This window comes from Labrenzia sp. THAF35 (genome assembly GCF_009363595.1).
In the GTDB taxonomy this organism is placed as follows: Bacteria; Pseudomonadota; Alphaproteobacteria; order Rhizobiales; family Stappiaceae; genus Roseibium; species Roseibium algicola.
The window spans coordinates 5,130,606-5,157,131 of record NZ_CP045380.1 but is presented as its reverse complement, the minus strand read 5'-3'; the positions used below and the strand labels follow the sequence as shown (position 1 = coordinate 5,157,131).

24 protein-coding genes are annotated in these 26,526 nt (G+C 59.3%); 11 read left to right on the top strand and 13 right to left on the bottom strand.

Going from position 1 to position 26,526, the window contains the following annotated elements; genetic code table 11:
• Position 1: 1 nt before the first annotated feature.
• The 4 genes from FIU93_RS23720 to FIU93_RS23705 form a co-directional block, all read right to left on the bottom strand.
• On the bottom strand, positions 2-955 hold the full coding sequence (locus tag FIU93_RS23720) for a helix-turn-helix domain-containing GNAT family N-acetyltransferase (protein ID WP_152506959.1): 954 nt from the start codon (positions 953-955) through the stop codon (positions 2-4).
• A 153-nt stretch (positions 956-1,108) separates the two neighbouring features.
• A complete protein-coding gene (locus FIU93_RS23715) occupies positions 1,109-4,672 on the bottom strand; it encodes an efflux RND transporter permease subunit (RefSeq protein ID WP_152506958.1) in 3,564 nt (1,187 codons plus the stop codon).
• On the bottom strand, positions 4,669-5,772 hold the full coding sequence (locus FIU93_RS23710) for an efflux RND transporter periplasmic adaptor subunit (RefSeq protein WP_023003939.1): 1,104 nt from the start codon (positions 5,770-5,772) through the stop codon (positions 4,669-4,671). Before FIU93_RS23710 ends, FIU93_RS23715 begins: the two co-directional genes overlap by 4 nt.
• 27 nt (positions 5,773-5,799) lie before the next feature.
• A complete protein-coding gene (locus FIU93_RS23705; protein ID WP_023003940.1) occupies positions 5,800-6,357 on the bottom strand; it encodes a helix-turn-helix transcriptional regulator in 558 nt (185 codons plus the stop codon).
• A gap of 307 nt (positions 6,358-6,664) precedes the next feature.
• Here FIU93_RS23705 and FIU93_RS23700 point away from each other — a divergent pair, with 307 nt between their 5' ends.
• Positions 6,665-7,051: a hypothetical protein gene (locus FIU93_RS23700; RefSeq protein ID WP_152506957.1), complete on the top strand. Its 387-nt coding sequence runs from the start codon at positions 6,665-6,667 to the stop codon at positions 7,049-7,051.
• 679 nt (positions 7,052-7,730) lie between these two features.
• Positions 7,731-8,015: a hypothetical protein gene (locus FIU93_RS23695; RefSeq protein ID WP_139314037.1), complete on the top strand. Its 285-nt coding sequence runs from the start codon at positions 7,731-7,733 to the stop codon at positions 8,013-8,015.
• An 11-nt stretch (positions 8,016-8,026) separates the two neighbouring features.
• On the opposite strand, the gene pcaF is transcribed toward FIU93_RS23695, so the two are convergent.
• Positions 8,027-9,229: a 3-oxoadipyl-CoA thiolase gene (pcaF, locus tag FIU93_RS23690; protein ID WP_152506956.1), complete on the bottom strand. Its 1,203-nt coding sequence runs from the start codon at positions 9,227-9,229 to the stop codon at positions 8,027-8,029.
• Between the two features lie 118 nt (positions 9,230-9,347).
• A complete protein-coding gene (locus FIU93_RS23685) occupies positions 9,348-10,751 on the bottom strand; it encodes a mannose-1-phosphate guanylyltransferase/mannose-6-phosphate isomerase (protein ID WP_152506955.1) in 1,404 nt (467 codons plus the stop codon).
• A gap of 171 nt (positions 10,752-10,922) precedes the next feature.
• Here FIU93_RS23685 and FIU93_RS23680 point away from each other — a divergent pair, with 171 nt between their 5' ends.
• The 9 genes from FIU93_RS23680 to FIU93_RS23640 all read left to right on the top strand — a co-directional run bounded on the left by FIU93_RS23680 (position 10,923) and on the right by FIU93_RS23640 (position 19,505).
• A complete protein-coding gene (locus tag FIU93_RS23680; RefSeq protein ID WP_055653619.1) occupies positions 10,923-11,765 on the top strand; it encodes a metal ABC transporter ATP-binding protein in 843 nt (280 codons plus the stop codon).
• Entirely contained in the window at positions 11,755-12,582 is an 828-nt protein-coding gene (gene znuB, locus FIU93_RS23675) for a zinc ABC transporter permease subunit ZnuB (RefSeq protein WP_023003946.1), read from the top strand. The genes FIU93_RS23680 and znuB overlap by 11 nt, the downstream gene beginning before the upstream one ends.
• Entirely contained in the window at positions 12,579-12,986 is a 408-nt protein-coding gene (locus tag FIU93_RS23670) for a Fur family transcriptional regulator (protein ID WP_152506954.1), read from the top strand. The genes znuB and FIU93_RS23670 overlap by 4 nt, the downstream gene beginning before the upstream one ends.
• A gap of 86 nt (positions 12,987-13,072) precedes the next feature.
• Entirely contained in the window at positions 13,073-14,212 is a 1,140-nt protein-coding gene (locus FIU93_RS23665) for a Gfo/Idh/MocA family oxidoreductase (RefSeq protein ID WP_152506953.1), read from the top strand.
• 100 nt (positions 14,213-14,312) lie between these two features.
• Entirely contained in the window at positions 14,313-14,897 is a 585-nt protein-coding gene (locus tag FIU93_RS23660; protein ID WP_152506952.1) for an NnrU family protein, read from the top strand.
• Positions 14,898-15,098: 201 nt separating this feature from the next.
• Positions 15,099-15,782: a tetratricopeptide repeat protein gene (locus FIU93_RS23655; RefSeq protein ID WP_152506951.1), complete on the top strand. Its 684-nt coding sequence runs from the start codon at positions 15,099-15,101 to the stop codon at positions 15,780-15,782.
• Positions 15,779-17,131, top strand: coding sequence for a PQQ-binding-like beta-propeller repeat protein (locus FIU93_RS23650; protein ID WP_023003951.1), 1,353 nt, complete (start codon positions 15,779-15,781; stop codon positions 17,129-17,131). The genes FIU93_RS23655 and FIU93_RS23650 overlap by 4 nt, the downstream gene beginning before the upstream one ends.
• Before the next feature lie 47 nt (positions 17,132-17,178).
• Complete coding sequence (der, locus tag FIU93_RS23645; RefSeq protein ID WP_023003952.1) at positions 17,179-18,600, top strand: ribosome biogenesis GTPase Der; 1,422 nt, start codon at positions 17,179-17,181, stop codon at positions 18,598-18,600.
• Positions 18,601-18,707: 107 nt separating this feature from the next.
• Complete coding sequence (locus FIU93_RS23640) at positions 18,708-19,505, top strand: inositol monophosphatase family protein (RefSeq protein ID WP_023003953.1); 798 nt, start codon at positions 18,708-18,710, stop codon at positions 19,503-19,505.
• A 6-nt stretch (positions 19,506-19,511) separates the two neighbouring features.
• Here the strand turns inward: FIU93_RS23640 and FIU93_RS23635 are convergent, their stop codons facing one another.
• The 7 genes from FIU93_RS23635 to alr form a co-directional block, all read right to left on the bottom strand.
• A complete protein-coding gene (locus FIU93_RS23635; RefSeq protein WP_152506950.1) occupies positions 19,512-19,883 on the bottom strand; it encodes a VOC family protein in 372 nt (123 codons plus the stop codon).
• A 47-nt stretch (positions 19,884-19,930) separates the two neighbouring features.
• Positions 19,931-20,545: an HAD-IA family hydrolase gene (locus tag FIU93_RS23630; protein ID WP_152506949.1), complete on the bottom strand. Its 615-nt coding sequence runs from the start codon at positions 20,543-20,545 to the stop codon at positions 19,931-19,933.
• Between the two features lie 92 nt (positions 20,546-20,637).
• Positions 20,638-21,366 (bottom strand): SDR family NAD(P)-dependent oxidoreductase, encoded by a 729-nt coding sequence (locus tag FIU93_RS23625; protein ID WP_152506948.1) that lies wholly within the window; start codon positions 21,364-21,366, stop codon positions 20,638-20,640.
• Between the two features lie 82 nt (positions 21,367-21,448).
• Positions 21,449-22,921: an amidophosphoribosyltransferase gene (purF, locus tag FIU93_RS23620; protein WP_023003957.1), complete on the bottom strand. Its 1,473-nt coding sequence runs from the start codon at positions 22,919-22,921 to the stop codon at positions 21,449-21,451.
• 221 nt (positions 22,922-23,142) lie between these two features.
• A complete protein-coding gene (locus tag FIU93_RS23615; RefSeq protein WP_023003958.1) occupies positions 23,143-23,751 on the bottom strand; it encodes a CvpA family protein in 609 nt (202 codons plus the stop codon).
• A 74-nt stretch (positions 23,752-23,825) separates the two neighbouring features.
• Entirely contained in the window at positions 23,826-25,220 is a 1,395-nt protein-coding gene (radA, locus tag FIU93_RS23610; RefSeq protein WP_062489055.1) for a DNA repair protein RadA, read from the bottom strand.
• A 28-nt stretch (positions 25,221-25,248) separates the two neighbouring features.
• Complete coding sequence (alr, locus tag FIU93_RS23605; RefSeq protein ID WP_152506947.1) at positions 25,249-26,391, bottom strand: alanine racemase; 1,143 nt, start codon at positions 26,389-26,391, stop codon at positions 25,249-25,251.
• Between the last annotated feature and the right edge of the window lie 135 nt (positions 26,392-26,526).

Genomic DNA, 26,526 nt, shown 5'->3' with positions numbered 1-26,526 from the left:
TTTATTTCGGGCGAATTCTTATGAATTTCTGTTCCGTGACGGCCTTGCCCCACTGGTCGCCGACATATTCCTCCGCAAGGGTGAACCCGTTTCTCTCGTAGAGTACGCGCGCGGCTTCAAGCCCCTTGAGCGTCCAGAGGTGGATTTCATCGAACCCAAGCGCATCCGAGTGTTCCAGGGCTTTCTGGAGCAGCACTTTTCCCAATCCTTTGCCTCGCAGGCGTTCGGACAGAATGAACCAGCGCAAATGTGCGATGTTGTTGCCTAGGTCTTCGCCATCGATTGTGATCGATCCGATAACGGCTCCGTTTTCGAGCACGCTCCAGCTGTTGTTCATCGGTTTGCCGATGCGCGGCATGAATTCGGCCATGGCGTTTGAGACCACACTTTCAAAGGTTGGCCCCATACCGACGATGTGGCCGTGAGTGCGGGCATGCATTCCGGCAATGTCGCCGATCATTCCGGTTTGATAACCTTCAGCGACCGTGAATTGTGGCTGGTAATCTGCCGGCGTTTCCTGCGGCATGGCGAGCGCTTCCGCATAAGCGGACATGGCATCGCAAATTTCTTGTGCCTTGTCCCCGTTGATCCGGTTGAGCGCCCGTCGGGCCAGGGCATCGCCAAAGTTGTCGATCTTCGCAAAGGTGGCCTTTCCGGTTTCGGTCAAAGTCAGTCCGAATGATCGGCCATCGCTGTCAGACCGGGTTTGCGTGATTTCCCCGCGGGCCTCGAGTGACTTCAGCAAACGGCTGATGGTCGATTTCTCGAGCTTCAGTCTCGTCGAGATTTCCTTGGCCGTAATGCCGGGGTTCAAACCGATTTCCATCATTGCATGGACACCTGAACCGGACAGATCCGTACCGGCGATGGTCTTGTCCAGAAAGCCGAATTCCCGGACCAGTTGGCGGGACGCTGCACGGATATCGTTGACGAGGGAGGGGGAATGCTGGGACATGCAAAAACCTATATAGTTGTATATTGCAACTATATTGATTGATGGGCCGCAATTCAAGGGGCAGTGGTTGGAATTCGGGTGAAGACACGCTGCATGTTGCCAACAAAAAGGCCGCCGGAAACCGGCGGCCTTTTTGCTTGGAGGTGCTTAGGATCACTCTGCCGCGTGCGGCAGTTCCTCCTGCGGGGGGATTTTCGGTTGCGACGGCTTCGGCATGGAAACCACCTTTGCAGCCGGGCGCTGTTCGGGTTGATCGCCAAGAGCCACAGGTTCCGGAGTTACCTCCTCGGTGGCAGTACCTGGCTTGCGCCGTACGGTGGACACCACCTTCCAGAAGGTGCTTGACCATACACTCGGCAGCGCAATCATGACCGGGATCATCAGCAGCGTCAGCAAGGTGGAGAAAGCAAGGCCGGATATGACCGCCGTTGCCAGCTGCACCCACCAAACCGCCGTGATGCCGCCATAGGTGATCACCTGATTGAAGAAATCGAAGTTGATCATGGTGGCCATGGGCACCAGGCCGGCGATGGTCGTGATGGTGGTCAGCAGGATCGGCCGGATTCGCTGAGCGGATGTTTTCAGGATCGCGTCCAGCGGGGGAAGGCCGTCATGAAGGAACCTGTTGTAGGTATCGATCAGAACGATGGCATTGTTGACCACAATCCCGGCAAGCGCCACCACCCCGGTCCCGGTCATGATGATCGAGAACGGCTGATTGGTGACGAGCATTCCGAGCAGCACCCCGAACACTGACAGAACCACCGTCGAGAGCGTCAGGATCGTCTGGTAGAACGAGTTGAACTGGGTCAGCAGGATCAGGAACATCAGGAACAGCGATGCCACCATCGCCTTCATCAAGAACTCGCCTGACTCCTGCTGGTCCTCATCCGCGCCGCGGAATTTCAGAAACACGTTGGCAGGCCATTCCTGCGTATCCAGCCACTTCTGAAGAGCCGCAACCTGTTCTGTCGGCGTGGAACCGCTTTCCGGGTTGACCGCCGCCTTCACGAACATGGAATAGAGCCCGTCACGACGCACGATTTCCGACACCTTCTGGGCCGGTTCGCGGCTGACGAAGTTTGCCAGCGGCACCAGTCCAAGCGAGGTCTGCAGCCGCAGCTGGTCGAACCGGTCGATGGTCCGCTCGTTCTCCGGCAGGCGCACGCGAATGTCCACCTCGTCCTCGCTGTCTCCGGGACGATAGGTACCGATCAGAACACCGTTGGTGACCAGCTGGACCATGTTGCCAACGGAAGCGATGCTTGCCTGGTAGCGGCCGGCCTGTTCCCGATCGATGGAGATCTGCCATTCGATGCCGGGCAGGGGACGGTCGTCCTCCTGGTTCATCAGTGTGTACATGCCGTTGATGTGCTCGCGAATGCGGGCGACAGCAGCAACCATGTCGTTGTAATCGGTGGACTTGATCTCCAGCTGAACGTCCTTGCCCGTTGGCGGACCGCCTTCGATCTTGCGGGTCTCCACCTTGATGCCGGGGATGTCACTGGTCGCGTTACGGATGTCGGCGAAGATCTCCTTCGCCACCCGGCGGCAGCAGAAGTCTGCAAGCTCGATATTGATCTCGCCCATCACGTCGGCAGGCTTGTCCTGGACGTCGCCGACGGAGGGGCCGCCGGACGAACCGCCGGGTGTGAACGCGTTGGTGATGACATTGTCGACGCCCGGAATGGACATGATCCTGTCTTCAACCTGCACAACGAGATCGCGCGCTTCCGAGGCAGACATGTTGCCACGGCCGGAAACAAGAACCACCGCTTGTTCCGGTTCTTCATCGATGAAGAACTGAACACCGGTCGGGTTCGCCATGAACGCGCCGACGATCGCAAAGCAACTGCCGATCAGCAGCACGATGGCGGCGATGTTGCCGATCGGGTTGCCTGCAAACATCTTCAGGATGCGAACATAGATGCCGGTAAACCCGCTTACTTTCTTGACATCGAAAGCTTCGGAGCCGGAAAGGGCGGCGGCTTCCGCACGTTCCTTTTCGGCTCTCTTGGCAGCTCGTGCCTGAGACCAGCGCACAAACGGACGCAGCAGCTTGTAGGAAACAAAGCCGACAAGGACGAGGGCCACCAGGCCGCACAGGATGGCGATGCCGGTTGCAGCCACCGCTGGCACGACGCCTTCGAGAGCCATCGGTACGAACGGGCCGAATCCGACAATGACGGCGGCCAGAACGCCAAATGTCAGTGCCAGAAGTCCAGCGGCATACCTGTTCAGGAAATGCGAGACCTGGGCCAGGATGCCCCCTGTCACCGGCAGGAACACCATGGCGGTGAACAGCGAGGCGGTCAGGACGATGATCACCATGATCGGCAGGTAGCTCATGAACTCGCCGGCAACACCCGGCCACAGCAGCATGGGCAGGAATGCCACCAACGTAGTGGCCGTCGAGGAGACGATCGGCCAGAACATCAGCTTCGCGGCACGGATATAGGCCTCGCGGTCTTCCATGCCTTCCTGGATCTTGCGGTCGGCATATTCGGTCATCACGATGGCGCCGTCGACCAGCAGGCCAACGGTCAGAACGAGGCCGAACATCACCATGTTGTTGACGGTGTAGCCGACGCCGCCAAGGATCAGGAAGCCGACCATGAAGGAGGTCGGGATCGCCAGACCCACGAGCAGCGCGGAGCGCATGCCAAGCGCCGCCAGGACCAGGATCATTACCAGGAAGATCGCCGTCAGGATCGACGATTGCAGCGAGCCGAGCACTTCGAAGATGTTGTTGGACTGGTCGAGCATCATGTCGACGCGAACGGTTTCCGGCCAGTCCTTGGAGGCATGTTCGACAACTTCACGGACTGCCGCGTTGTTCTCGATGATGTTGGTGCCGATACGCTTGACGACCTGAAGAGCAATTGCCCGGTTGCCGTTGACGCGTGTGTAGGCGTTGGGATCCTTGAAGGTGCGCCGGATCTCGGCGACATCTGCAAGGGTCACGACACCTTCACCGCTCTGTTTCAGCGGCAGCGTGTAGACATCCTCTGCGGTCTCGACGAGACCAGGCACTTTTACGTTGAAGCGGCCCTTGCCGCCGTCGATAAAGCCCGCAGGAACAAGCTGGTTGTTGAGCTGCAGCGAGTTCAGGAGCTCCTGCTGGGTGATCGAATAGGATTCCAGTTTCTGGGTGTCGATCAGGACTTCCAGCAGCTCTTCGCGGTGCCCGGTCAGATCCGCCGACCGGACGGTGTCGATGGCCTCGATCTCGTCCTTGAGACGCCGGGCGTGCTTGTAGAGCGTGCGCTCCGGCACGTTGCCCGACAAGGCGATGATCATGGTCGGCGCAAGTGCGAAGTTCATTTCCGTGATCGTCGGCTCTTCAGCCTCGTCCGGCAGCTTGCTCTTGGCCTGGTCGACCTTGTCGCGCACGTCCGCCAGCGCCTCGTCCTTGTTGAACGAGATGTCGAACTCCAGCACGATGCCGGCATGACTTTCCGACGCGATCGCGGTGATTTCCTTCAACCCGTCAAGGCCGCGCAATTCCGTTTCCATCGGCCGCACGAGCAGGCGCTCGGAGTCTTCCGGAGAAATGCCCTGTTGGGTGATCGAAATGTAGAAGATCGGCAGATCGATGTCCGGGCTGGCTTCTTTCGGGATCGAGATATAGGTGGCGACACCGGCAACGATCAGCGCCAGCATCATCACGAATACCGTCTTGGGGCGCCGAAGGACGCCTTCAAGCATGTCTATCATTGACTCACCTCTGCCGTCTCAAAGACCGGTTGCACGAGTTCTCCATCCGAGACGTATTCCTGCCCCACGGTGATGGCGACGACTTCGTCGGGAAGACCGCCGATCCACATTCCGTCCTGTTCTCCACCCAGCACCTTGACGGGGTAGAAGACAGTCTTGTTGTTTTCATCGACTGCACGAATGCCGACCTGGCCGGCGTCGTTCAACGTCAGAATTGCTGGCGAAATCTTGTGTGCCTTCTCCGCAGCCAGCTCCAGCTTGGTGACTGCCGTCACGCCGTCCCTGGCCTTGCCGTCGGGATTGGGAAGCTCGATCTCGATACGGAAGGTTTTCGTGTCCGGATTTGCCGTCGGCGAGATGTAACGCACCTTGCCGTTGAGCGATTCACCCGTCACGAGCGTGACCGTTGCCGGCATGTCCAGCGAGATCTCGGAGATATTCAGTTCCGACACTTCGCCGATGGCAATCATCGGATCCGCATCAACCACCGTCGCGCAGATGCCGCCTTGTTCAAGCTGTGCTCCGATTTCAGCCATGGGGCTCTGGATGACACCGGCAATCGGCGAGCGGATAACTGTGTGTTCCAGCTCCTGCTCGGCCTCAATCAGGCGTGCCTTTGCAGCATCGAGCTGGGCCTGCAGGGCAGCCACACGAGTTTGAGCGGTAAAGCCCTTGCTGTTCAACTGAGTTGCTGCCTCATGGTCCAGTTGCGCCTGAGCCAGGGCAGCCTTGGCTTCCAGAATGCGTGACTGCCGCGATCCCTTGTCGAGAACACAAAGCACATCGCCGGCGGCGACATGCGCGCCTTCCTGCGCCGGGCGCTCCACCACGTCATCGGTTGTCTTGGATCTGACAGCCACCGTGGCTTCGGCTTCGGTGCGCCCGCGCACTTCCAGAACGGCTCGACGGTCTTGCGCCACAAGACGTTCCACCTGAACGCGGAAGGTCTCCGTGGACGCCTGGCTGACCCTGAGCGCCGGGGGCGGGGTGGCATGTTCGCTGTCGCCGACACCACCAATCACCATCGTGCCGCTATACATCCAGAAACCGATGCCGGCCGCGATGCCGGTCGCCAGGAGGTAGGAAAACTTCACTCGCATTGTCTAAAGCTCCGAAACGTCTTGCGCTTACTCCGCGGCTGCCGCAACCGGCTGTGCCGCTTCTTCAGCAATCCTGATCAGTGCCTCGCCGTGTTCTTCCAAGTAGGCGAGGGTGAAATTCATGCAGGCAATGCCGTATTCACGGGTCCAGTTGGACCCGGGGTGCGAACATTCCTGGTCTTTTTCGTTGTCTGTCAGCAGGCGCAACTCAGCGTGCACCTGCGCCTTGCGCCGTTCGACCGCGCGGCGGATCACCTCGGGAGGCAGTTGTGCGGCGTTGAGGGCGATCAGCAGAAAGGGTGATTTGAAAGTGTCCGGCGCCTGTGGATCGCACAGGGACTGGATGAAGTCTTCCCGGCCGGCATCGGTGATGGAATAGACCTTGCGGGCAGGTTTGCCTGCCTGCGGCTCCTCGCGCACGGTTACAAGGCCTTCCGATTCCAGACGTGCCAGCGCCGGATAGATCGAGCCGAAGCTCGCATCATCGAAATAGCTGAACCGGCCTTCGGTCGACTCCTTCCGGATTTCGTATCCGGTGGCATCCCCGAAAGAAAGGATTGCGAGGCAGAGACTGCGTACACTCATTGACAACTCCGTGCCTGGGAGCGTCCTCCCGGCATGACGGCCTTCATACGAGCCCGGTTGCGATCCGGATGACGCTATAGGCATCGTAAGAAGTGTCATATGTTGGTTCGATATATCGAACAAATATATGCTCACGCATTTGTAATCAAGAGTGCGCTGCACAAATCTTGCGTCGAAGATGAATAAACTATGAGCTGATCTTCAAAATGATCTTAATCGGTCTATTTGACAGGTTGTTGGCAGGTATCGATCGGCGCTAGGCTGATCATGCATCGCAACAGCAATCGCAGAGCGAGGAGTGCGCGCCATGGCATTGTCGATGAAGGGGCCGGTTCGCTTGAAGCTTCCGAGAGATCCCTTGTTTCGTCTGCTTGCAGTCAACGGCCTGGCGGGAACGGCAATTGCCGGCATCGTGCTCGGCGGCATTTTCCTCGGCAATATCGGTAATCTGAGAGTGCTTGTCATGTCGGCAGAGGACCCCGTGCTGCCGGTCATCATGCTGGCATTCGGCCTGTTCATCACGCTCGGGTCCGTGGTCATGGGCTCAGCCATCATGCTGTTGGGTGAAACCGGCCGAAGCGGAAAAGGCGGAGGTGGGGCCGCAAGGCGCAGACTGCCGATATCTTTCACCGGGCAAATGAAACCAGTGCCGGTTCCAGCCAGAGCAAATCGCGGGCACGATCTGCGCCGGTGAACCTTCTCGGTCAGTTCGGCACCTTGCGTAAACGATCAATGAGCGAGTTGCTGGTAAACTGACTTGGCCTTGGCGGAAGTCGAGGGCTGTGGCCCCAAATCAGCAAACAAGGTCATGGCCGCAGCTGCTAAAAGTAGCAGCAATCCCAGGGATGAGAGCCTCATCTCACCGGTCCTTTCGATCATGACGTCCTCCGTTTTGATGCCGCGCTTATACAGTCCCAGGATCTAAAGTCCCGGTAATACCGCATGTAAAATTTTACGTACCTGCAAATACCTACAGGCAAATCTGACAGTGCCCCGTTTCCGGTGCCGGGAAGGGGCGGCCAGGTCATGTAGCTGAAGGACTGTCAGTACTCCGCAGTGGTCCGTTCCAGGATCGGGAAGCGAAGAAGGGTACGTCTCCGAACAACGCAGACCGCTGTTAACCATGGCGTTCGAAAAAAAGGGAGAACTGCAAGGACAGGTTGCAGATCTTCCACGCGCCCTGTACGACCAATGGTAGTTTAACGTTTTGTTAATTATTCATTGGGGTTGCAATGCGATTTCTTTTGAGAAACTTGCACGTTTTTGTTTTTGTTAGCCTTTCAGCGTCAGCCGCCTTTTGGGTTGCTAGCCATTCCGACCAGGCGGTAGAGGTTGCGCAGCCACTGGTCGAAGACGCGGTCGAACTTCATGTGATGGCGGAAAATACCCTGCGCGAGATCGGTCAACTGGACCTGGAAAAAGCGGCAGATGAGGCGATTTCCTACTATGTCGCGACGCTGCGCATGCCCAGCCTGCTCTTCGAAAGGCTGTCGGATGAACTGGGCGAAGTCAGCGACACGATGGAAAAGAGGGTGCAGTCAGGGCCTTTTCCTCAGACAGCAACACCTGCCGCACAAGACCGGCCGGTGCCGGTGGGGACTGGCCCGAGCCGGTATTGGCGCACAGGTGAAGACCGGTACGCCAAACTGTCGATCTGATCAGAAACGCCTCACGCTGATGCCAGAGCCAGCGCTATACCCTGGCCGACACCGATGCACATGGTGGCAAGCGCCAGGTTTCCATCCCGTTTTTTCAGTTCCAGGGCTGCTGTTCCCGTGATTCTGGCGCCAGACATCCCCAACGGATGACCGAGTGCAATCGCACCGCCGTTCGGATTGAGGATTTCACTGTCTTCGGGCAGGCCAAGGTCTCGCATGACTGCAATGCCCTGTGCGGCGAAAGCTTCGTTGAGTTCGATCACGTCGAACTCCGGCAGCGCGATTCCGAGGCGCGCGCAGAGCTTGCGTGTCGCCGGCGCGGGGCCAATGCCCATGATCCGCGGCGGAACGCCGGCGGTGGCTCCACCGACGACGCGGGCGATCGGCGTGAGATTGTGCTTGGCCACCGCAGCTTCCGACGCGATCAGCAAAGCCGCAGCACCGTCGTTGACACCGGACGCGTTGCCGGCGGTCACCGAACCATTTTCACGGAACGGCGTCTTGAGCGCCGAAAGGGCCTCCAGCGTTGTGTTCCTGGGGTGTTCGTCCTTGTCCACCAGAATAGGGTCGCCCTTGCGCTGCGGGATCATCACGGGAACGATTTCTTCGGCGAACCGACCGGATTGCTGAGCGGCGGAGGCTCGTTGCTGGCTGCGCAGCGCGAAGGCATCCTGGTCCTGTCGCGAGATCTGGAATTGTTCGGCAACGTTTTCCGCCGTTTCCGGCATGGAATCGATACCATATTGGCGTTTGAGAAGCGGATTGACGAAGCGCCAGCCGATTGTCGTGTCGAAGATTTCAGCCGAGCGGGAAAAGGCGGTGTCTGCCTTTGGTATGACAAAAGGTGCGCGGGACATGCTTTCTACGCCGCCAGCGATGGCCAGATCGATTTCGCCGGCCTTGATCGCCCTGGCCGCAGTCATCACGGCATCCATTCCCGAACCACAAAGCCGATTGAGCGTCAGACCGGGAACTGTATCCGGCAGGCCCGCCAGCAGTGCCGACATGCGCGCGACGTTTCGGTTGTCTTCACCGGCCTGGTTGGCACAGCCATAAAAGACGTCATCTACCTCGGCCCAGTCCGTGTCCGGATTGCGCTCCATGAGGGCGCTGATGGGGATCGCACCTAGATCGTCAGCGCGGACAGAGGACAGCATGCCGCCATAGCGTCCGATGGGGGTGCGGACATAATCGCAAATGAAGACATGATGCATGAGCGTTTTCCTCTCCGTCGCGTGGCGTTGGCCTCTGGGGCATGGTCGCGAATTGACGTGAAGTCTTGCCGGAAATCATCTGGTAGGGCAAGAACACATCACAGGAAAAACGATCTCGTTATGGGTTTTGTGATGTTTCCGGATGGCGCCGGATATCGTCTTCCTGCAAGTAGGTTCCGGACTGCACCTCGATCATCCGCACCGGAATCTTGCCCGGGTTATGCAACGTGTGCTGCGCTCCAAGCGGCACATATGCGGACTGGTTTTCGCTGAGCAGGCGCGTTTCGCCATTGATCGTAATCTCGAGCGTACCGGACACCACCACCCAGTGCTCCGTCCGGTGAAGGTGGCTTTGCAGGCTGAGCCTCTTGCCCGGCTTGATCATCATCGACTGAACGGAAAAACGCTCGCCGGCGTTGATGCGTTCGGTGTAGCCCCAAGGACGGTAGGACCTCGGGTGCCGGTCCACCTCATGCCTGCCTTCCGCCTTCAGTTGCTCCACAACGGTCTTGACGTCCTGCGCCTTGTCCTTGTGGGCAACAAGAACGCTGTCGGTCGTGGCGATCACCATGATATCCTCAAGGCCGATAACGGATACGAGCCCGCGTTCAGCATAGGCCAGGCAGTTGTTGCTATCGAGAAAGCGGGCATCGCCCAATCCGGAATTGCCCTGGGCATCCTTGTCCAGGACCGTCCAGATCGCCGACCAGGAACCCAGGTCGTCCCATTCCGGTGCAACGGGCGCGCAGACGACGTTGTCCGCCTTTTCCATGATGGCGTAGTCGATGGAAATGTTGTCCAGTGTTTCGAAGGCTTCCTGGTTCAGTCGCGTAAAATCCAGATCCCCATGCCGTGTCTTCATGACGGCGACAATGTTCTCGTAAAGCTCCGGCTGGTGCTTCTTGAAAGCATCAATCATCGTATTGGCGGCATAAAGAAAGATACCGGCATTCCAGACATAGCTGCCGTCCTTCAGGAAGGCATCGGCACGGTCCTGGTCAGGCTTCTCGACAAATGCTTCCACAGGCCGCACAGGCTCGCTGCCACTTGCAACCTTGATGTATCCGTATCCGGTATTGGCTTCGCTGGGTTCGATGCCGAAGGTCACGATCTTGCCTGCGCGAGCGGCTGTCTCCGCCTGATGGACGGCAGTCAGGAAAAGATCTTCCTTCCGGATCAGGTGGTCGGAGGGCAACAACAGGATCAGGGCGTTCGGGTCGGTTTCAGCGGCAATCAACGCTGCCATCAGGGCAGGGGGCGCTGTATTTCGGCCGACAGGCTCAAGCAAGATCGACTGGGCTTCCAGCCCCAGTTCGTTGAGCTGCTCGCCGATCAGAAACCGGTGGGCATTGCTGCCGATCACGATCGGAGCGGCAAAGTCCGGCCGATTGACGCGCTTGCAGGTCTTCTGGAACAGACTTTCCCCGCCAAACAGTGGCAAAAACTGTTTTGGCCGGTCGGTGCGTGACAGCGGCCACAGCCGCGAACCGACACCACCGGACAAAATACAAGGGAAAATCATGCTTTGCTTCCTGTTCTGCTGGCACATTCGGGCGCTTGCGGGCGCACCGGTGTTGCTTTGAGTGTTAATCAGCACCGGGACAAGTTGCAAGCAAGTGGCTTGAACGCTACATACGTAATAACGTAACGCCAGGGCGTTGGTTCCCAAAGAGCGCAGCAGGCTTTCAGGACTATGACAAATTCGGATACCAGGCTTGTTCAGCTTGACCGCGCAGGCATCCGCAAGGGCGGTGAATGGCTGGTGCGCGGCGTAGATCTATCGGTTTCTCCGGGTGAAATCGTGACGCTTATCGGGCCCAACGGTTCCGGCAAGTCGACAACGGCCAAGATGGCGCTTGGGATCCTGAGCCCGAGCGAAGGCCGTGCCGAACGCAAGCCTGGCCTGAAGATTGGCTATGTGCCGCAGAAGCTCGCCATCGACTGGACGTTGCCGCTGACGGTCGCCAGGTTCATGCGGCTGACGAACCCCCTGTCCGATGCCGAATGCCGCGCTGCGCTGGCGCGCACCGGCGCTGAAAGGCTGATGACTTCCCAGATGCGCACGCTCTCCGGCGGTGAAATGCAGCGTGTCATGCTGGCGCGCGCGATTGCCCGCAATCCCGGGCTGCTGGTGTTGGACGAACCGGTGCAAGGTGTGGATTATGCCGGTGAGATCGCGATCTACGACCTCATTTCCGAAATCCGCAACACGCTTGGCTGCGGCATCCTGATGATCTCTCACGATCTTCATGTCGTGATGGCCGCAGCAGATCAGGTGATTTGCCTCAATGGTCACGTTTGCTGCCGCGGAACCCCCTCTGACGTCAGCCGTGACGACCGGTATCATGCGCTGTTTGGCAACCGGCGCAATGCGGCGATTGCCGTCTATGAACATCACCATGACCACGTGCATCTGCCGGATGGAAAGGTGCGCCACGCGGACGGTTCGCTGTGTTCCTCCTGTTCCGGCGAGCATCATCACGCACCTGCCGATGCGGCTGCGGAGAAAGAAGGCGGCATTCGAAATGCTGGATGATTTCTTCACCCGTGCACTCATTGCCGGCATAGGTGTGGCACTTGTTGCAGGACCGCTTGGCTGTTTCATCGTCTGGCGTCGCATGGCCTATTTCGGCGATACGCTGTCGCACGCAGCCTTGCTGGGCGTTGCCCTGTCGCTGCTCCTCAATGTCAACACCACGTTGGCCGTCGGGGTTGTTTCCATCCTTCTGGCGATCGTGCTGATGGCACTGAGGCGCAGCGACACGCTTTCTTCCGATGCGTTGCTTGGCTTGCTGTCCCATTCCGCGCTCGCCCTGGGATTGGTCTGTCTGGCCTTCATGACATGGGTCCGGGTCGATCTGCTGGGGCTGCTCTTCGGCGATATCCTGGCCGTCACACCCATGGACATTGCCATGATCTACGCTGGCGGTGCGATCGTGCTCGGTGTCCTCGTGGTCATCTGGCGCCGCCTGTTCGCAGCAACGGTCAGTCCGGACCTTGCCGCGGGCGAGGGGCTGAAGCCTGAGCGGACCGAGCTGATCTTCATGCTGCTGACGGCAATCGTCATTGCCATTTCTCTGAAGATCATCGGCGCGCTGCTGATCACAGCGCTGCTGATCATTCCCGCCGCCGCCGCCCGGCGTCTGTCGGCGTCGCCGGAACAGATGGCGGTGATTGCGGCCCTGACCGGAGCTGCCGCCGTCGTCGGCGGGCTCTATAGTTCGCTGGCCTATGATACCCCGTCCGGCCCCTCCATCGTCGTTGCGGCGATGGCACTGTTTGTCGTCAGTCTTGTCCCGGGTGTGCAAATCGTGAGAAGGGTGAGATCGAGCACGAAAGGAGATCGTCCGTGAGCGTTGAGACACATCCCGAACTGACCAAGAACCAGGCCCTGGTGTTCGGCTCGTTGTCGGACGCTGGTGGACCTTTGACGGCCTATGCGATTCTCGATCTGTTGCGCGACAGCGGGTTCCGTGCGCCGCTGCAGGTCTACCGGGCTCTAGACAAGCTGGTGGAATACGGAATGGTCCACCGGCTGGAAAGCCTCAATGCCTTTGTGGCCTGTTCCCACAAGGGCTGCTCCGTTCATGGCACGGCTGCCTTCGCCATCTGTGAAAAATGTGGTGTCGTCAGCGAGTTTACTCCGGACAAGGCCATTTCCCTCCTGAGGGAATGGACGCAGAGCGAAGGCTTCCAATTGTCCCGGACGACCATCGAACTGCGCGGCACCTGCAGGCAGTGCACCATGCCGATGTAACCCTTGAGGCGTTTCCCGGCATCCATTTGATTTCCGAGACACTGTCTTTGTTCTAGGATGTCTGCATCGAATCCGCGGAGAGGTTCATGGCAGACAAACTGGGCATCGGCATCATCGGATGCGGCACCATCTCAAAGACCTATTTTGATCTGGCGCCAAAGTTCAATGGCCTTGAAATCAGGGCCTGTGCGGATCTGAACCGTCATGCTGCGGAAGAGCGCGCAGCCGAATACGGCGTGCGTGCACTCACCGTTCACGACCTGCTTCTGGCGGATGATGTCGATCTGATCGTCAATCTGACTGTTCCCGACGCCCATTATCTCGTTTCCCATGAAATCCTGGCACACGGGAAGCATGTCTATTCGGAAAAACCTCTGGCTCTGTCGATCCGGGACGGGCAGGCGCTTGCCGATTTTGCACGCAAAAAACATCTGAGGGTCGGGTGTGCACCGGATACGTTTCTGGGCGGGGCACATCAGATTGCCCGCAAGGCAGTTGACGAAGGACTGATTGGAGAAATCGTTGGCGGCACGTGCCATGTCATGAGCCACGGCATGGAGCATTGGCATCCCAACCCCGACTTCTTCTTCAAGCCGGGAGGGGGGCCGGTTCTCGACCTCGGACCTTACTACATTGCCGCTCTGCTCAATCTGATCGGCCCGGTAAAGCGTGTGTGCGCCATGTCAGCCATGCCGTTCAAGACCCGGACGATCGGGAGCGGCACTCGAAATGGTGAAAAGATCGATGTCACCACCCCAACCACGATCCATGCGATTCTCGAGTTTCTGTCCGGTGCAAAAGTAACGCTGACGGCGAGCTGGGACGTCTGGGCACACAGGCACCAGCCTATGGAGCTTTACGGTACCCGGGGAACACTTTTTCTGGCCGACCCGAACTATTTCGGCGGAGACGTAAGCCTGGTCACCGAAGATGGAACGACAAAACCACTGGACGATGCGATGCACCCGTTCGGTTTGGCGAATGTCGATGACAACGGCCTGCCGCGTGCGAACTACCGCGCTGCCGGTCTGGCAGACATGGCCCAGTCGATCCTGAGTGGAGACGACACCGAGTTCCGCTGTTCGCTCGAACGGGCACTGCATGCGGTCGATGTCATGGTGTCGATTTTGAAATCCGCCGAAACGGGAACGTTCGTCGAAATCGAACACCAGGCCAGCCGTCCACAGGCGCTTGCTGCCGCTGAGGCAGTCAAATTGCTCGTCTGAAGCTGGTTGCAGGTGCACCGCCAGCCACCTATCTTCGCCGCAAGGGATGTCCGGGTCTGAGGGCACCCGGCCGCTTGCGGGCAAAAGAGGGAGAGCGGGAATGGCCTTGTTGATCGCCGGCCTTGTGCTGTTTTTGGGAATTCACACGTTGCCGATGTTTCCGGCAACGCGCAATGGGCTGGTCTCAAGGCTCGGCGAAACACCGTACAAGGGTCTATATACGCTCTTGTCGTTCGTCGGTCTGGGGCTGATCGTTTACGGTTATGGCGTGGCCCGTTTTGAAGGCCCGCCGGTGCTGTACGATCCGCCGTTCTGGCTGCGCCACGTCACCATGCTGTTCATGGTTCCTGTTTTCATTTTCCTTGTCGCTGCCTATGTGCCGTCGCGGATCAAGACAGTCCTGAAACATCCGATGCTGGTAGCCGTAAAACTGTGGGCATTGGCTCACCTTCTGGCAAATGGCGATCTGGCTTCGGTGCTTTTGTTTGGCGGTTTTCTCGCCTGGGCAGTTGCAGACCGGATTTCGGTCAAGCGCCGCGGGCCCGGCGCAGGGCAGATAGGTGCACTGGCAACGGCCAAGCCCGGAAAATACTCCGATTTTGTCGTGATTCTGTTTGGCTTGGTCCTCTACGGACTGTTCGCGTGGAAGCTGCACGCCTTGTTGATCGGCGTTCCGGTGGCCTGATAGCGGTCGCGGAGCTTGAAATTACGTTAGAAATCCGGCATTCCGTGCCGGATTGCCCCACTTGCGCCATGAAGGACCGATTTAAGCCCCTTCAGGGAATTGCCCGAGCCGGATCAAGTGGATAATGTGCGCCACTCATGAAGGGGCCGTGCCCGGGCAGACGTGCCGGGCCGAAGAAGTGAATGCAGGAAATAGACACGCATGTCTGACATTTTTCGTGAAGTCGATGAAGATATCCGCCAGGAAAAATACCGTCGGCTTTGGGACCGCTTCGGTCCGTGGGTGCTTGGCGTTGCGGTCTTGATCATTGTTGGAACCGGCGGCTATCGCGGCTGGCTCTATTGGCAGGAACAGCAGTCCCAGAGCGCTGGCGACACGTTCTTTGAAGCCGTGAGGCTTTCCGAAGCCCAGAACTACGAAGAAGCAGCAGCTCTTTACGGTGAACTGGACGACGCCCTTGGCGGATACCCGGCCTTGGCGAAACTGCGTCAGGCAACCGATCTTTCCAATTCCGGCAAGACTGAAGAAGCCCTGGCCGAATTCGATGCCCTGTCGCGCGATACCAGCATCATGGATGCTCTGCGTGATGTTGCAGCGCTGCGTGCCGCTTATCTTGCCGTCGACACCCAAGGCTACGGCGATATTGCCGACAGGGTCGAGAAGCTGACCGGCGACACTGGTCCGTTCCGTGCAGCTGCACGCGAACTTCTTGCCCTAAGTGCATGGAAAGCCGGCGATATTGAAACAGCCCGTCAGTGGATTTCCGCTCTTGAAGACGACGCGGAAACACCGGCAGACGTGAGCCGCCGCGTGTCGATCCTGAGTGACGTGATCCGGTCCAGCAACGGCGAAGCCAAGGCGGACAGTGAAGGAAACAACCAGTGAGTTTTGTAACCGTTTCTTTCCGCAGACGCGGTGTTTTTGGTGCCATTGCGCTTTCGCTCGTCCTCACCGGTTGCGGGTCGGTCAGCGAATTTACCGAGAACATAAACCCGTTTGCTCGCGAGAAAATCCTCAAGGGTGAGCGCCAGCCCGTGTTCGACGGCGCCGATCCGGCAGCCGAAGCGCTCGGCCAGGCAGCAAAGGTCGGTTCTGCGACTGGCGGGCAGTCCTGGTCAACAGCCGGTGGTGGCCTGACCAACGATCCGGGCAACGTCGCCATATCCGTCTCCGGCAATCGTGCCTGGCGCGCTCAGGTCGGCTCGTCCGGCGGCGGGCTGACAACATCCGCACTTCGGGTGTCTTCCCGTCCGGTCAGCGATGGCAGCCGTATTTATGTCTACAAGCCGAATGGCGAAGTCGTAGCGTTGTCGACGGGCGGTGGACGCCAGTGGACCCAGAACCTGCGTCCGGAAGGCGAAAGGGATGTGGGTCCTGGTGGTGGTGTTGCCGTTGAAGGCGGCGTTGTCTACGCAGCCACCAGCTATCGTCAGGTGGCGGCTCTTGAAGCCGGCTCCGGCCGGGAAATCTGGAAAGTCGACATCGACACGCCGGCTCGTGGTGCGCCTGTTGCCGGTGCCGGGCACGTCATCGTCGTATCCCAGTCCAACGAAGTCTATGCCCTGAAGCAGTCTGACGGCAGCGTTGCCTGGACTTATGCAGGTATCGAGGAAACCGCTGGTCTGTTGTCTGCGGCCAATCCGGCCATTTCCGGCAACCGTGTCATCGTGCCGTTCTCCTCCGGTGAAATCATGGCAATCGACATCAAGTCGGGCGAACCGGCCTGGATCGATGGCGTGTCGCGCGGCTTCAGGACACTTGCCTTGTCCGGTCTCGCGGACGTTTCGGCGAGCCCGGTTGTCTCCGGCAGTACGGTTTATGCCACTGGTGTTGCCGGCCGCACGGTTGCGGTGGATGCCCGCACCGGCCAGCGTCGCTGGGAACAGGATCTCGGCAGCGTGCACACGCCGGTTGTCTCCGGCAGCGCGTTGTTCATGGTTGATCTCGACGACCGTATGGTCGCCCTCAATCTGAAAAACGGGGAAACCCTCTGGGCAACGGCCTTGCCGCGTCCGGAAAAGAAGAAGAAGCGCCGCAACTGGGCTGGCCCGATCCTGGCGAATGGGGCACTGGTTGCCTTTTCCAGCGACGGTCAGATCGCAATCGTGGATGCCGCTTCTGGAAAAACCATGTTGACGCAGCGGACCAATACGGATGTCTATGTGACACCGATCGTCGCCGGAGGCCGGATTATCGTGCTGACAGGCAATGACGGCGTCGCTGCCTTCAACTAGCATTTGAGGCAGGGCCCGAAGAGGCCCGCCTATCAGGAGAATCTGCTGTGGGCGCTACTGTCGCCATTATCGGACGGCCGAATGTCGGCAAGTCCACCCTGTTCAATCGCCTTGTGGGCAAGCGCCTGGCGCTGGTAGACGACACACCTGGTGTGACGCGAGACCGGCGGCCGGGCGATGCCCGTTTGGGCGACTTGCGCTTCACGATCATCGACACCGCCGGTCTCGAAGATGCGGACAAGGAATCCCTTGAGGGCCGCATGCGCCGGCAGACCGAGGAGGCGATCGAAACCGCCGACGCGGTTCTGTTCGTGATTGACGCTCGTGCCGGTGTAACGCCGCTTGATGCCCATTTTGCCGAAGTCGCACGCAAGACCACCCGTCCGGTGATCCTGCTGGCCAACAAGGCGGAAGGCAGGGCCGGAGAGAGCGGACTTTACGAATCCTATTCGCTTGGTCTTGGTGATCCGATTGCAATCTCCGCTGAACACGGCGAGGGGCTTGCTGATCTCTATGACGCTCTGAAACCTCATGTCGACCGGGTCACGGAAGAAGAAGAGGCAAAGCGCGAAGAGGCGATCACCAACGTGGATGTCGACGAGGACGGTGAATTCGTCGAGGACGAAGAACCGGTCGGCACCATTGAAAGACCGCTGCGTGTTGCCATCGTCGGCCGCCCGAATGCGGGCAAATCGACGCTGATCAACCGCATGCTGGGTGAAGACCGCATGCTGACCGGACCGGAAGCAGGTATCACGCGCGATTCCATCTCGGTAGATTGGGTCTGGCGCGACAGGCATATCAAGCTGTTCGATACCGCCGGTATCCGGAAAAAGGCGCGCGTTCAGGAAAAGCTCGAAAAGCTTTCCGTGGCCGACGCTCTGCGTGCGATCAAGTTCGCCGAAGTGGTCGTTGTCACGCTGGACGCCACCATGTCCTTCGAGAAGCAGGACCTGCAGATCATCGATCTGGTTGCGCGCGAAGGCCGCGCGCTGGTGATCGCGATCAACAAGTGGGACCTGATCGAAGACCGGGAAGAAGCCTGGAAGAAAATCAAGGACGCCAACGAGCGGTATTTCAACCAGATCCGCGGTGTTCAGATCGCGACTTTGTCCGGCCAGCAAGGGCAGGGCGTCGATCGCTTGATCGAAAGCGTCTTTACCGCCTACGAGGCCTGGAACTCGCGTGTCTCGACCGCCAAGCTGAACCGTTGGCTGGACAAGGTCACCGCGAACCATCCGCCCCCCGCAGTTGCCGGACGCCGGGTGCGCCTGCGTTACATGACCCAGCCCAAGACGCGGCCGCCACATTTCGTGGTTTTTTGTTCGCGTCCCGAACAATTGCCGGAAAGCTACACGCGTTATCTGGTCAACTCGCTGCGCCAGACCTTCAACATACACGGAACTCCCATTCGCCTGTCCTACCGCAAAGGCGAAAACCCTTACGCCCCGAAGAGAAAACGGGGCTGAGTGGGGAGGGCAGCCTGCCATTTTGCCAGGCTGCCAGCCAGTATTCTTCTTTCCTGGCGGGAAAGCAGCTTTCCGCCGCGCTATCGACACTTAAGGGAGTTTGAACCATGTCCATCGACCGGCTGGAATTCGCCGTTGCCCTTGCCGAAAAGGCTGGCGAGCTCGGTCTCGACTATTTTCACAAGCTGGACACGCTGACGATTACGCAGAAGGGTCATCAGGACCTCGTCTCGGAAGCGGACCGCAATGTGGAAACGCTCATCCGCGCGGAGCTCGCAAAGAGCTATCCGGACGACGGTATACTGGGCGAAGAGCATGGCATGGAAGAAGGGTCTTCGGGCTACACCTGGGTTACCGACCCGATCGACGGTACGGCAAATTTTGTTGCCGGCATTCCGCAGTGGTGCGTCATCATCTCCTGCGTTCATCAGGGCCAGGTGATTGTCGGTGTGATCCATGATCCGGTGTCCAAGGAAACCTTCAAGGCTGCCGCCGGTCACGGTGCGTTCCTCAATGGCAAGCCGATCCGTGCCTCCGACAGCGAAAGCCTTTCTCACGGCTCTGTCGGTGTTGGTTTCAACGGCCGCACTGCCGTTACGGATGCGGTCAACGTCGTCGGTGCTCTGGTCTCCAAGGGCGGTGTGTTCTTCCGCAACGCCTCGGGCGGTCTGATGCTTGCCTACGCAGCTTCCGGGCGCCTTATCGGCTATGTAGAATCCCACATGAACGCCTGGGACTGCCTTGCAGGCATGCTGATCACCAAGGAAGCCGGTGGTGAAGTTCTGGAACAGGACATCAACCAGTCCCTTTACGACGGCGCACGTGTCGTTGTTGGCGCTCCCGGCGTCTTTGCCGATCTGAAGGAAATCGCCGAAAGTTCCTTTGCGCCTTTCGAAGCTGCTTAATCAGCCTCACACATGCTGGTCGACGAGAACCGGGTTTCCATCCGGGTCGACCAGCATGAAGCTGGCCCGACCACTGCCGGCCTCGTCAGCTTCGGATGCGAAAGTGTATCCCTTCGCCTTCAGCACCTTTTGGATGTCCCGTACATCCTGAAAATCTTCCAGTGTCCTGGCATCCTGATCCCAGCCGGGATTGAAGGTGAGTATGTTCTTGTCGAACATGCCCTGAAACAGCCCGATGATGGTATCGCCATTCTTTAGGACCGCCCAGTTGTCCGCGTCCGAAATGCCGATATCCACGAAGCCAAGGCCTTCGTAGAACGCCTTCGATTTTTCGAGATCCTTGACGGCCAGACTGACCGAGAACGCGCCGAGTTTCATCTTCCTGGCTCCTCTGCAGCGACCGCCGCTGGATACCCTGCATGCTTTCAAAGTTCCAGAAAGGAAGCAAGTTCCAGGCGGGTCTTCTCGGTAAAATGAAAGCCCTTCCAGCCAAGCGCCTTCGCTACGCGAACGTTTGTGGCGCTGTCGTCGATCAGCAAGATCTCGGACGGGGCAACCTTGAGAGTGTCGCTGACATGGGCGAAGAACGCGGTGTCCGGCTTGGCTGACTTGATGCGGCCGGAAGAGAAAATTCGGCTGACCAGCGAGCCGAAGCCGGCCTGATGCTCGATGTAGCTGGAGCGGCGATCTTCATTGTTCGTCGCAATTACCTGAACGACGTCGTGACTTGTCAGATGTTCAAGCAGGCTGCAGGTGAAGGGATCCCGCAGATCATCTTTGGCAAACCAGTAGTCGAGAAGTTCTCCCGCATCCAGAAGGTAGCCGCTCCGGTCAAGCCAGTCTTGCAGGTGAATTTTTATGTCCCGTTTCCCGGAGATGACTTGCAGGAAGGAGGCATCGAACACGCCGCGTTCGAATGCATCGAGTGCAATTCCGAGGTCGCTCTCCAGCGTGTCAGCCCAGATGAACCTGCCGTCGACGACATTGCGGTTTAGAACGCCGTCGAAATCCCAGGCGATGACACTGATATCTGACCGCATGGCATGCTTCCCTTCCGATCATCGACCGGAAGGCGTAAAGGGAATGAACGGGCTATGCAACCCTTGATTGGATCTGCCCAGCAGGATCCGCCTTAGGGCTGAATCCATTCTCCGCTGACGCGGTCGTACAGGCCGCCGGTTTCCAGAACGTCCGGCATCAGCAAGGGCAGAAGATCTGCCGCAACATCATCCGGCGTCGGAAGATTGGTGGCAAGCTCGCCTGGCATTGCCTTGGCACGCAGCCCTGTGCGGGTAGGGCCAGGGTCAGCCAGGTTGATCTTCATCTTCGTCTGCAGGCTTTCGTTCGCCCAGGTCCGCGCCATGGCTTCCACGGAAGCCTTGCTGATGGACTGAAGGCCCCAGAAAGGTGTGCAGGTGCTTGCATGAACGGAAGACAGGAACAGTGCACGGCCCGCGTCCGACTGGCGCAGGAGCGGGTCCAGAGAGCGGATCAGCCGCCAGTTGGCAACGACATTCACCGCCGTCACTTTCTCGAAGTCCTTCGGGCTGATGTGGCCGATCGGCGACAGAACACCCAGCATGCCGGCATTGGCGACGAAGATATCGAGCTTCTTCCAGCGTTCGTAGATCGCGGCGCCAAGCCGGTCGAGCGCGTCGAAGTCGGTCAGGTCAAGCGGGACGAGCGTTGTTTCCCCGCCTGCGGAGCGGATCTCGTCATCGAGGTCTTCCAGGCCGCCGACAGTCCGCGCAAGCGCAATGACATGCGCACCACGTTCGCCGAGCTGCTTTGCGATCTGATAGCCAATTCCGCGGGAGGCGCCGGTGACAAGAGCGACCCGGCCTTCAAAGTCTTTGATCATGCGTGATCTCTTAGATCAATTTGCCTTCCGGCGGTACCGCCGAAAGGCATAAATTGAAGCGGTCCAAAGAGTTTTGAGCGCTTTAGCCGACCTCGACCAGGCGAGGGGCGCTGACGAAGTCCTGATCCTCTGAAAGATCGGTCAGTGGTGTCGGGTAATCGCCGGTGAAACAATGATCCGTGAACTGCGGGTTGGCATCGTCGCGGCCATCGTAGCCCATGGCCTTGTAGATGCCATCGACGGACAGGAAGGCCAGGCTGTCGGCACCGATATAGGCGCGCATTTCCTCAAGACCGTATTTTGCAGCCAGTAGTTTTTCACGCACCGGCGTGTCGATGCCGTAGTAGTCGGAATACTTGATCGGCGGGCTGGCGAGCCGGAAGTGAACTTCCTTCGCACCCGCTTCGCGGATCATCTGCACGATCTTGACCGATGTTGTTCCGCGCACAAGGCTGTCGTCCACAAGCACGACGCGCTTGCCTTCGATCTGAGCCCGGTTGGCGGAGTGTTTCATCTTCACGCCAAGTGCACGGATCTGCTGGGTCGGTTCGATGAACGTGCGGCCCACATAGTGGTTGCGGATGATGCCGAGTTCGAACGGCACGCCGCTTTCCTGGCTGAACCCGATGGCCGCCGGCACGCCGCTGTCCGGCACCGGAACGATCACGTCGGCTTCGACGTTGGATTCCCGGGCCAGTTGGCGCCCCATTTCCCGGCGAACGTCGTAGACGCTGCGACCGCCGACAACGCTGTCGGGGCGGGAGAAGTAGATGTATTCGAAGATACACGGACGAGCCGGGCGTTTGCCGAACGGGAAGAAGGATTCAATCCCTGTTGACGTGCAGACGATAACTTCGCCGTTTTCCACTTCGCGGATGAACTTTGCCCCGATGATGTCGAGTGCGCAGGTCTCCGAGGCCAGGATCGGAGCACCGTTCAGGTCACCCAGGACCAGCGGGCGAATACCGAGCGGGTCACGCGCGCCGATCAGTTTCTTCGAGGTCAGCGCCACCAGAGAATAGGCACCTTCCATCTGGGTGATCGCGTCGATGAAACGTTCGACGATCTTGCCCTTGCGCGAGCGGGCAACGAGCTGCAGGACCACCTCTGAATCGGAGGTCGACTGGCAGATTGCTCCGTCTCGGATCAACTGGCGGCGCAGGGTGAGGGCGTTGGTGAAGTTGCCGTTGTGGCAAACGGCAATGCCGCCACCGTCCAGCTCGGCAAAGAGCGGCTGCACGTTCCGCAGGATGGTTTCACCGGTCGTCGAGTACCGAACGTGGCCGACAGCGGCCTTTCCGCTCAGCCGTTCGATAGTGTCGGCGTCGGAGAAATGATCGCCCACAAGGCCGAGATGGCGTTCCGCACGGAACTGCTCGTTGTCAACGGTGACGATCCCCGCTGCTTCCTGCCCGCGGTGCTGGAGCGCATGAAGCCCGAGCGCGGTCAGCGCGCTGGCATCCTCATGACCCAGAATGCCGAAAACACCGCATTCTTCGCGCAAGGTATCTGCATTGATGTCGAACGGTTCGTGCACGTCGGTTCCGCCAGCCATGGCGAACACTCCTTCGTTCTGGCCGGTGGGAGGACCGGCCGGGTCTTGCGGTCAAATGTCTGTCATCGTCACTCAGGTGGACGAAACATTGGCCACTTTGCAAATGGTACATCGTCCCGCACATATTTGGGCGCGGGATGCCTCATTCAACGCTGCACCTCAAGCGGTGCCCGTTACTGCCCCAGTCTCGGTTAGTGTCCCTGGTTTATGCCCAAGGCCTGTTAGTTACTATCCGTCGTCAGCTGTTCAAGTCCCTGACGTTCTGAATCGCTGTAGGCCGGTTCATCAGTCGGGGTTGCTCCCCCTCCGGCCTGGTTGTTCTGCCGGATCTTGTCCAGGATCGCCTTTTCCGGGTCTTCTGGCAGCACAGCCACCAGCCGTTCACCGATGGACAGCAGGATCGGCCGCGACTTGGCGGTCTTGACCCAGTTCGGCTGCTGTTCCGGCTGGACGAACCAGTTGAAGAACATCATCGCGACGACGACCAGCAGCAGACCGCGCACAGCTCCGAACACGAACCCGAGGGTCCGGTCGAGGGCGCCGATCCGGCTGTCGAGCACGAAATCGGAAATCCGCATGGTGATATAGCTGACAACAAGCAGCGTGACCAGAAAGACTGCCGCGGCAGATACGCCCATGGCAACCAGGTCATGGTTGATATACTGCTTGGTGTAAGGAAGAACCCGTTCGTACAGCAGGAATGCCGCAGCTGCCGCAGCCACCCAGGAAACGATGGAAAGAACTTCCCTGACAAATCCGCGGATCATCGCAAGGACCGCCGAGATGAACATGATGACCAAGAGCAGTCCGTCCAGCAGCGTTATCGGCATGTTCCTGAAAAATCCTCTGTCTGGCGCTCTTTCAAGAGCTTAAACTTTTTGCCCAAACCCGTCACCATCTTGCGTCAGGTCTGCCCCGTAGCACTAGCCTCCGCCGAAAGTTTGGCAACAAAGTCCCCAAGTTCCGGCACGCCTGTCGTCCTGAACGAAGACACGGTGCCGTCCTTGAGATTGCCCTCCGGACAGTAAGCCTGATCGAAGCCGAGTTTCTCGGCTTCTTTCAGTCTGGAAGGGGCTTGGGCGACCGGCCTGATGGCCCCCGACAGGCTGACTTCGCCGAAATAGACGCAATTGGCCGGAAGGGCAAGTCCGCTGAGTGAGGAGATTAACGCTGCTGCCACGGCAAGATCGGCTCCAGGCTCGTTGATCTTGAGACCACCGGCGACGTTCAGATAGACATCATGTTGTGAAAAGCGGACGCCGCACCGTGCCTCAAGCACGGCCAGGATCATGGAAAGCCGCGCGCTGTCCCATCCAATGACGGCCCTGCGCGGTGTTCCCAGAGAAGACTGCGCCACCAGCGCCTGGATCTCGATCAGGAGAGGTCTTGAACCTTCCAGACCGGCGAAAACGGCTGCACCGGGCGCGGACGTGTTTCTGTCTCCCAGGAACAGGGCGGAAGGATTGGGGACTTCCTGCAGTCCCTTGCCGGTCATCTCGAAAACGCCGATTTCATCCGTCGCGCCGAAGCGGTTCTTGACCGAGCGCAGGATACGATACTGGTGAGCGCCGTCGCCTTCGAAATAGAGCACGGCGTCGACCATGTGTTCGACCACGCGTGGACCGGCAATCTGCCCGTCCTTGGTCACATGGCCGACAAGAACAAGGGTGGTGCCGTTCTTCTTGGCATAACGCACCATCGCCTGGGCGGACGCACGCACCTGCGTCACGGTGCCGGGAGGAGATTCCACCTGGTCTGTCCAGAGCGTCTGAATGGAGTCGAGGATGAGTAGGGCCGGCGCCGTGTCGGATTCCAGCGTCGCCAGAATGTCTTCAACGCTTGTTTCCGCAGCCAGTGCCACGGGGGCCTGGGCGAGCCCCAGCCTTTCGGCCCGGAGCCGAACCTGTCCAATGGCTTCTTCGCCCGAAATATAGACGGTCTTGTGCCCGAGGTTTGCCAGTTGCGCAGCCGCCTGGATCAGCAATGTCGATTTGCCGATGCCGGGGTCGCCGCCGACCAGCAGGGCAGACCCTCGTACGAAGCCGCCGCCGGTCACCCGGTCAAGTTCAGGCACCTTCGTCTGAATGCGCGGGGCTTCCTTGGCATCGCCGGAAAGGCCGACAAGGGGGATGACACGGCCCTTGCTTCGGGAAGCCCTGCCGGGGCCGCCACCGACGCCGCCGCCGGTCTGCTCCTCCACGATGGTGTTCCATTCACCGCAGCTTTCACAACGGCCAACCCACTTGGCGGTAACCGCGCCGCAGGACTGGCAGACGAAGGATGTGGAGCGCCGTGCCATGCAAATTGCCTTTCGCTCTCGGGTCCGGTCAGGTCAGGGGCGCATAGACGCGCTCAAACCGACGTCCGAGGCTTGTCAGATATTCGTAGTCGATGGTTTCCGCATAAGCGGCAAGATCGGAAGCTGCAACACCTGGCCCCAGCATTTCCACAAACGCGCCGCGCTGAATCAGGTGTTCAGGCACATCCGTCACGTCGAGCGTGATCATGTCCATTGAAATCCGGCCGAGGATCGGCGCCTTGTAACCGCCGATCAGCCCGAAGCCACCCGGGCGGTCGTCCGTGGAGCCGGCACGACGGATCATGCCATCGGCATAACCGGCGGCCACGACGGCATTGCGCAAGGGGCGCTTTGCGGTTTGTTTCGCGCCATAGCCGATCGTATCGCCCTGTGGAACGTCGCGCACGATCATGATGCGTGCTTCCACCTTGGCGACCGGTTTCATCGGGTTGGGCTCGGTTTCGATGGCCAGCCCGCCGTAAAGCGCGATCCCGGGACGGACAAGGTCGAAGTGGTAGTCCGGGCCAAGCAGCACCCCGGCTGAATTTGCCAATGACCGCGGAATGTGAGGGAAGGGGGCGGTTGTCTCTGTAAACAGCTTGAGCTGCCGCCGGTTCATGTCGTGGCCGGGCGTCGAGCCACAGGCAAGATGGCTCATCACCAGTGATGGCCGGAACGGCCCCAGAACGGCGTTGTCACTCAGAGCGCGGGTGAGTTCAGCCGGAGACAGGCCCAAACGGTGGATGCCGGTATCGACATGGACAGCGGCGGCATTGTTCTTGCCCGACGCCTTGCAGACTTCCGCCCATTCCAGAAGTTCTTCCAGACTGCCGAGGACGGGACGGATGTCATGGGTCAGAAAGTGGTCGGCCGTTCCCGGAAACAGACCGTCGAGCACGTAGATGACTGCGTCCGGAAGACTTGCACGCAACGTCAGGGCCTCGGTCGGCACCGCGACGAAAAACGTCCTGCATCCCGCCTGGTAGAGGGCTGCAGCGGTTTTGTCCTGCCCGGTTCCATAGGCATCGGCCTTCAGAACGGCAGCGCAATCGGTGCTGTCGCTTACCTTGCCTTTCAGCAAGGACCAGTTCGAGACGATCGCATCGAGGTCGATCGTCAGTCGTCCGCCGTAAAGATCGGATGGGAAGGCTTGTTCAATCGTCGCAGGCACGGTCCGGATATCTCTCCAGTCAGAATCAATGTCTGAAATTCGAGAGTGAGCTTAGCGCATCGAGGCGCATTTGCACCAACGGCCAAACCGCCAAAACCGTGACCAAGTGAAGCGCACTGCAGCGCTCCCCTCGGG

Coding starts and splice junctions, on each gene's coding strand:
- FIU93_RS23720 (WP_152506959.1), bottom strand. CDS start 955: ATGTCCCAGCATTCCCCCTCCCTCGTCAACGATATCCGTGCAGCGTCC.
- FIU93_RS23715 (WP_152506958.1), bottom strand. CDS start 4,672: ATGATAGACATGCTTGAAGGCGTCCTTCGGCGCCCCAAGACGGTATTC.
- FIU93_RS23710 (WP_023003939.1), bottom strand. CDS start 5,772: ATGCGAGTGAAGTTTTCCTACCTCCTGGCGACCGGCATCGCGGCCGGC.
- FIU93_RS23705 (WP_023003940.1), bottom strand. CDS start 6,357: ATGAGTGTACGCAGTCTCTGCCTCGCAATCCTTTCTTTCGGGGATGCC.
- FIU93_RS23700 (WP_152506957.1), top strand. CDS start 6,665: ATGGCATTGTCGATGAAGGGGCCGGTTCGCTTGAAGCTTCCGAGAGAT.
- FIU93_RS23695 (WP_139314037.1), top strand. CDS start 7,731: ATGGCGGAAAATACCCTGCGCGAGATCGGTCAACTGGACCTGGAAAAA.
- pcaF (WP_152506956.1), bottom strand. CDS start 9,229: ATGCATCATGTCTTCATTTGCGATTATGTCCGCACCCCCATCGGACGC.
- FIU93_RS23685 (WP_152506955.1), bottom strand. CDS start 10,751: ATGATTTTCCCTTGTATTTTGTCCGGTGGTGTCGGTTCGCGGCTGTGG.
- FIU93_RS23680 (WP_055653619.1), top strand. CDS start 10,923: ATGACAAATTCGGATACCAGGCTTGTTCAGCTTGACCGCGCAGGCATC.
- znuB (WP_023003946.1), top strand. CDS start 11,755: ATGCTGGATGATTTCTTCACCCGTGCACTCATTGCCGGCATAGGTGTG.
- FIU93_RS23665 (WP_152506953.1), top strand. CDS start 13,073: ATGGCAGACAAACTGGGCATCGGCATCATCGGATGCGGCACCATCTCA.
- FIU93_RS23660 (WP_152506952.1), top strand. CDS start 14,313: ATGGCCTTGTTGATCGCCGGCCTTGTGCTGTTTTTGGGAATTCACACG.
- FIU93_RS23655 (WP_152506951.1), top strand. CDS start 15,099: ATGTCTGACATTTTTCGTGAAGTCGATGAAGATATCCGCCAGGAAAAA.
- FIU93_RS23640 (WP_023003953.1), top strand. CDS start 18,708: ATGTCCATCGACCGGCTGGAATTCGCCGTTGCCCTTGCCGAAAAGGCT.
- FIU93_RS23635 (WP_152506950.1), bottom strand. CDS start 19,883: ATGAAACTCGGCGCGTTCTCGGTCAGTCTGGCCGTCAAGGATCTCGAA.
- FIU93_RS23630 (WP_152506949.1), bottom strand. CDS start 20,545: ATGCGGTCAGATATCAGTGTCATCGCCTGGGATTTCGACGGCGTTCTA.
- FIU93_RS23625 (WP_152506948.1), bottom strand. CDS start 21,366: ATGATCAAAGACTTTGAAGGCCGGGTCGCTCTTGTCACCGGCGCCTCC.
- purF (WP_023003957.1), bottom strand. CDS start 22,921: ATGGCTGGCGGAACCGACGTGCACGAACCGTTCGACATCAATGCAGAT.
- FIU93_RS23615 (WP_023003958.1), bottom strand. CDS start 23,751: ATGCCGATAACGCTGCTGGACGGACTGCTCTTGGTCATCATGTTCATC.
- radA (WP_062489055.1), bottom strand. CDS start 25,220: ATGGCACGGCGCTCCACATCCTTCGTCTGCCAGTCCTGCGGCGCGGTT.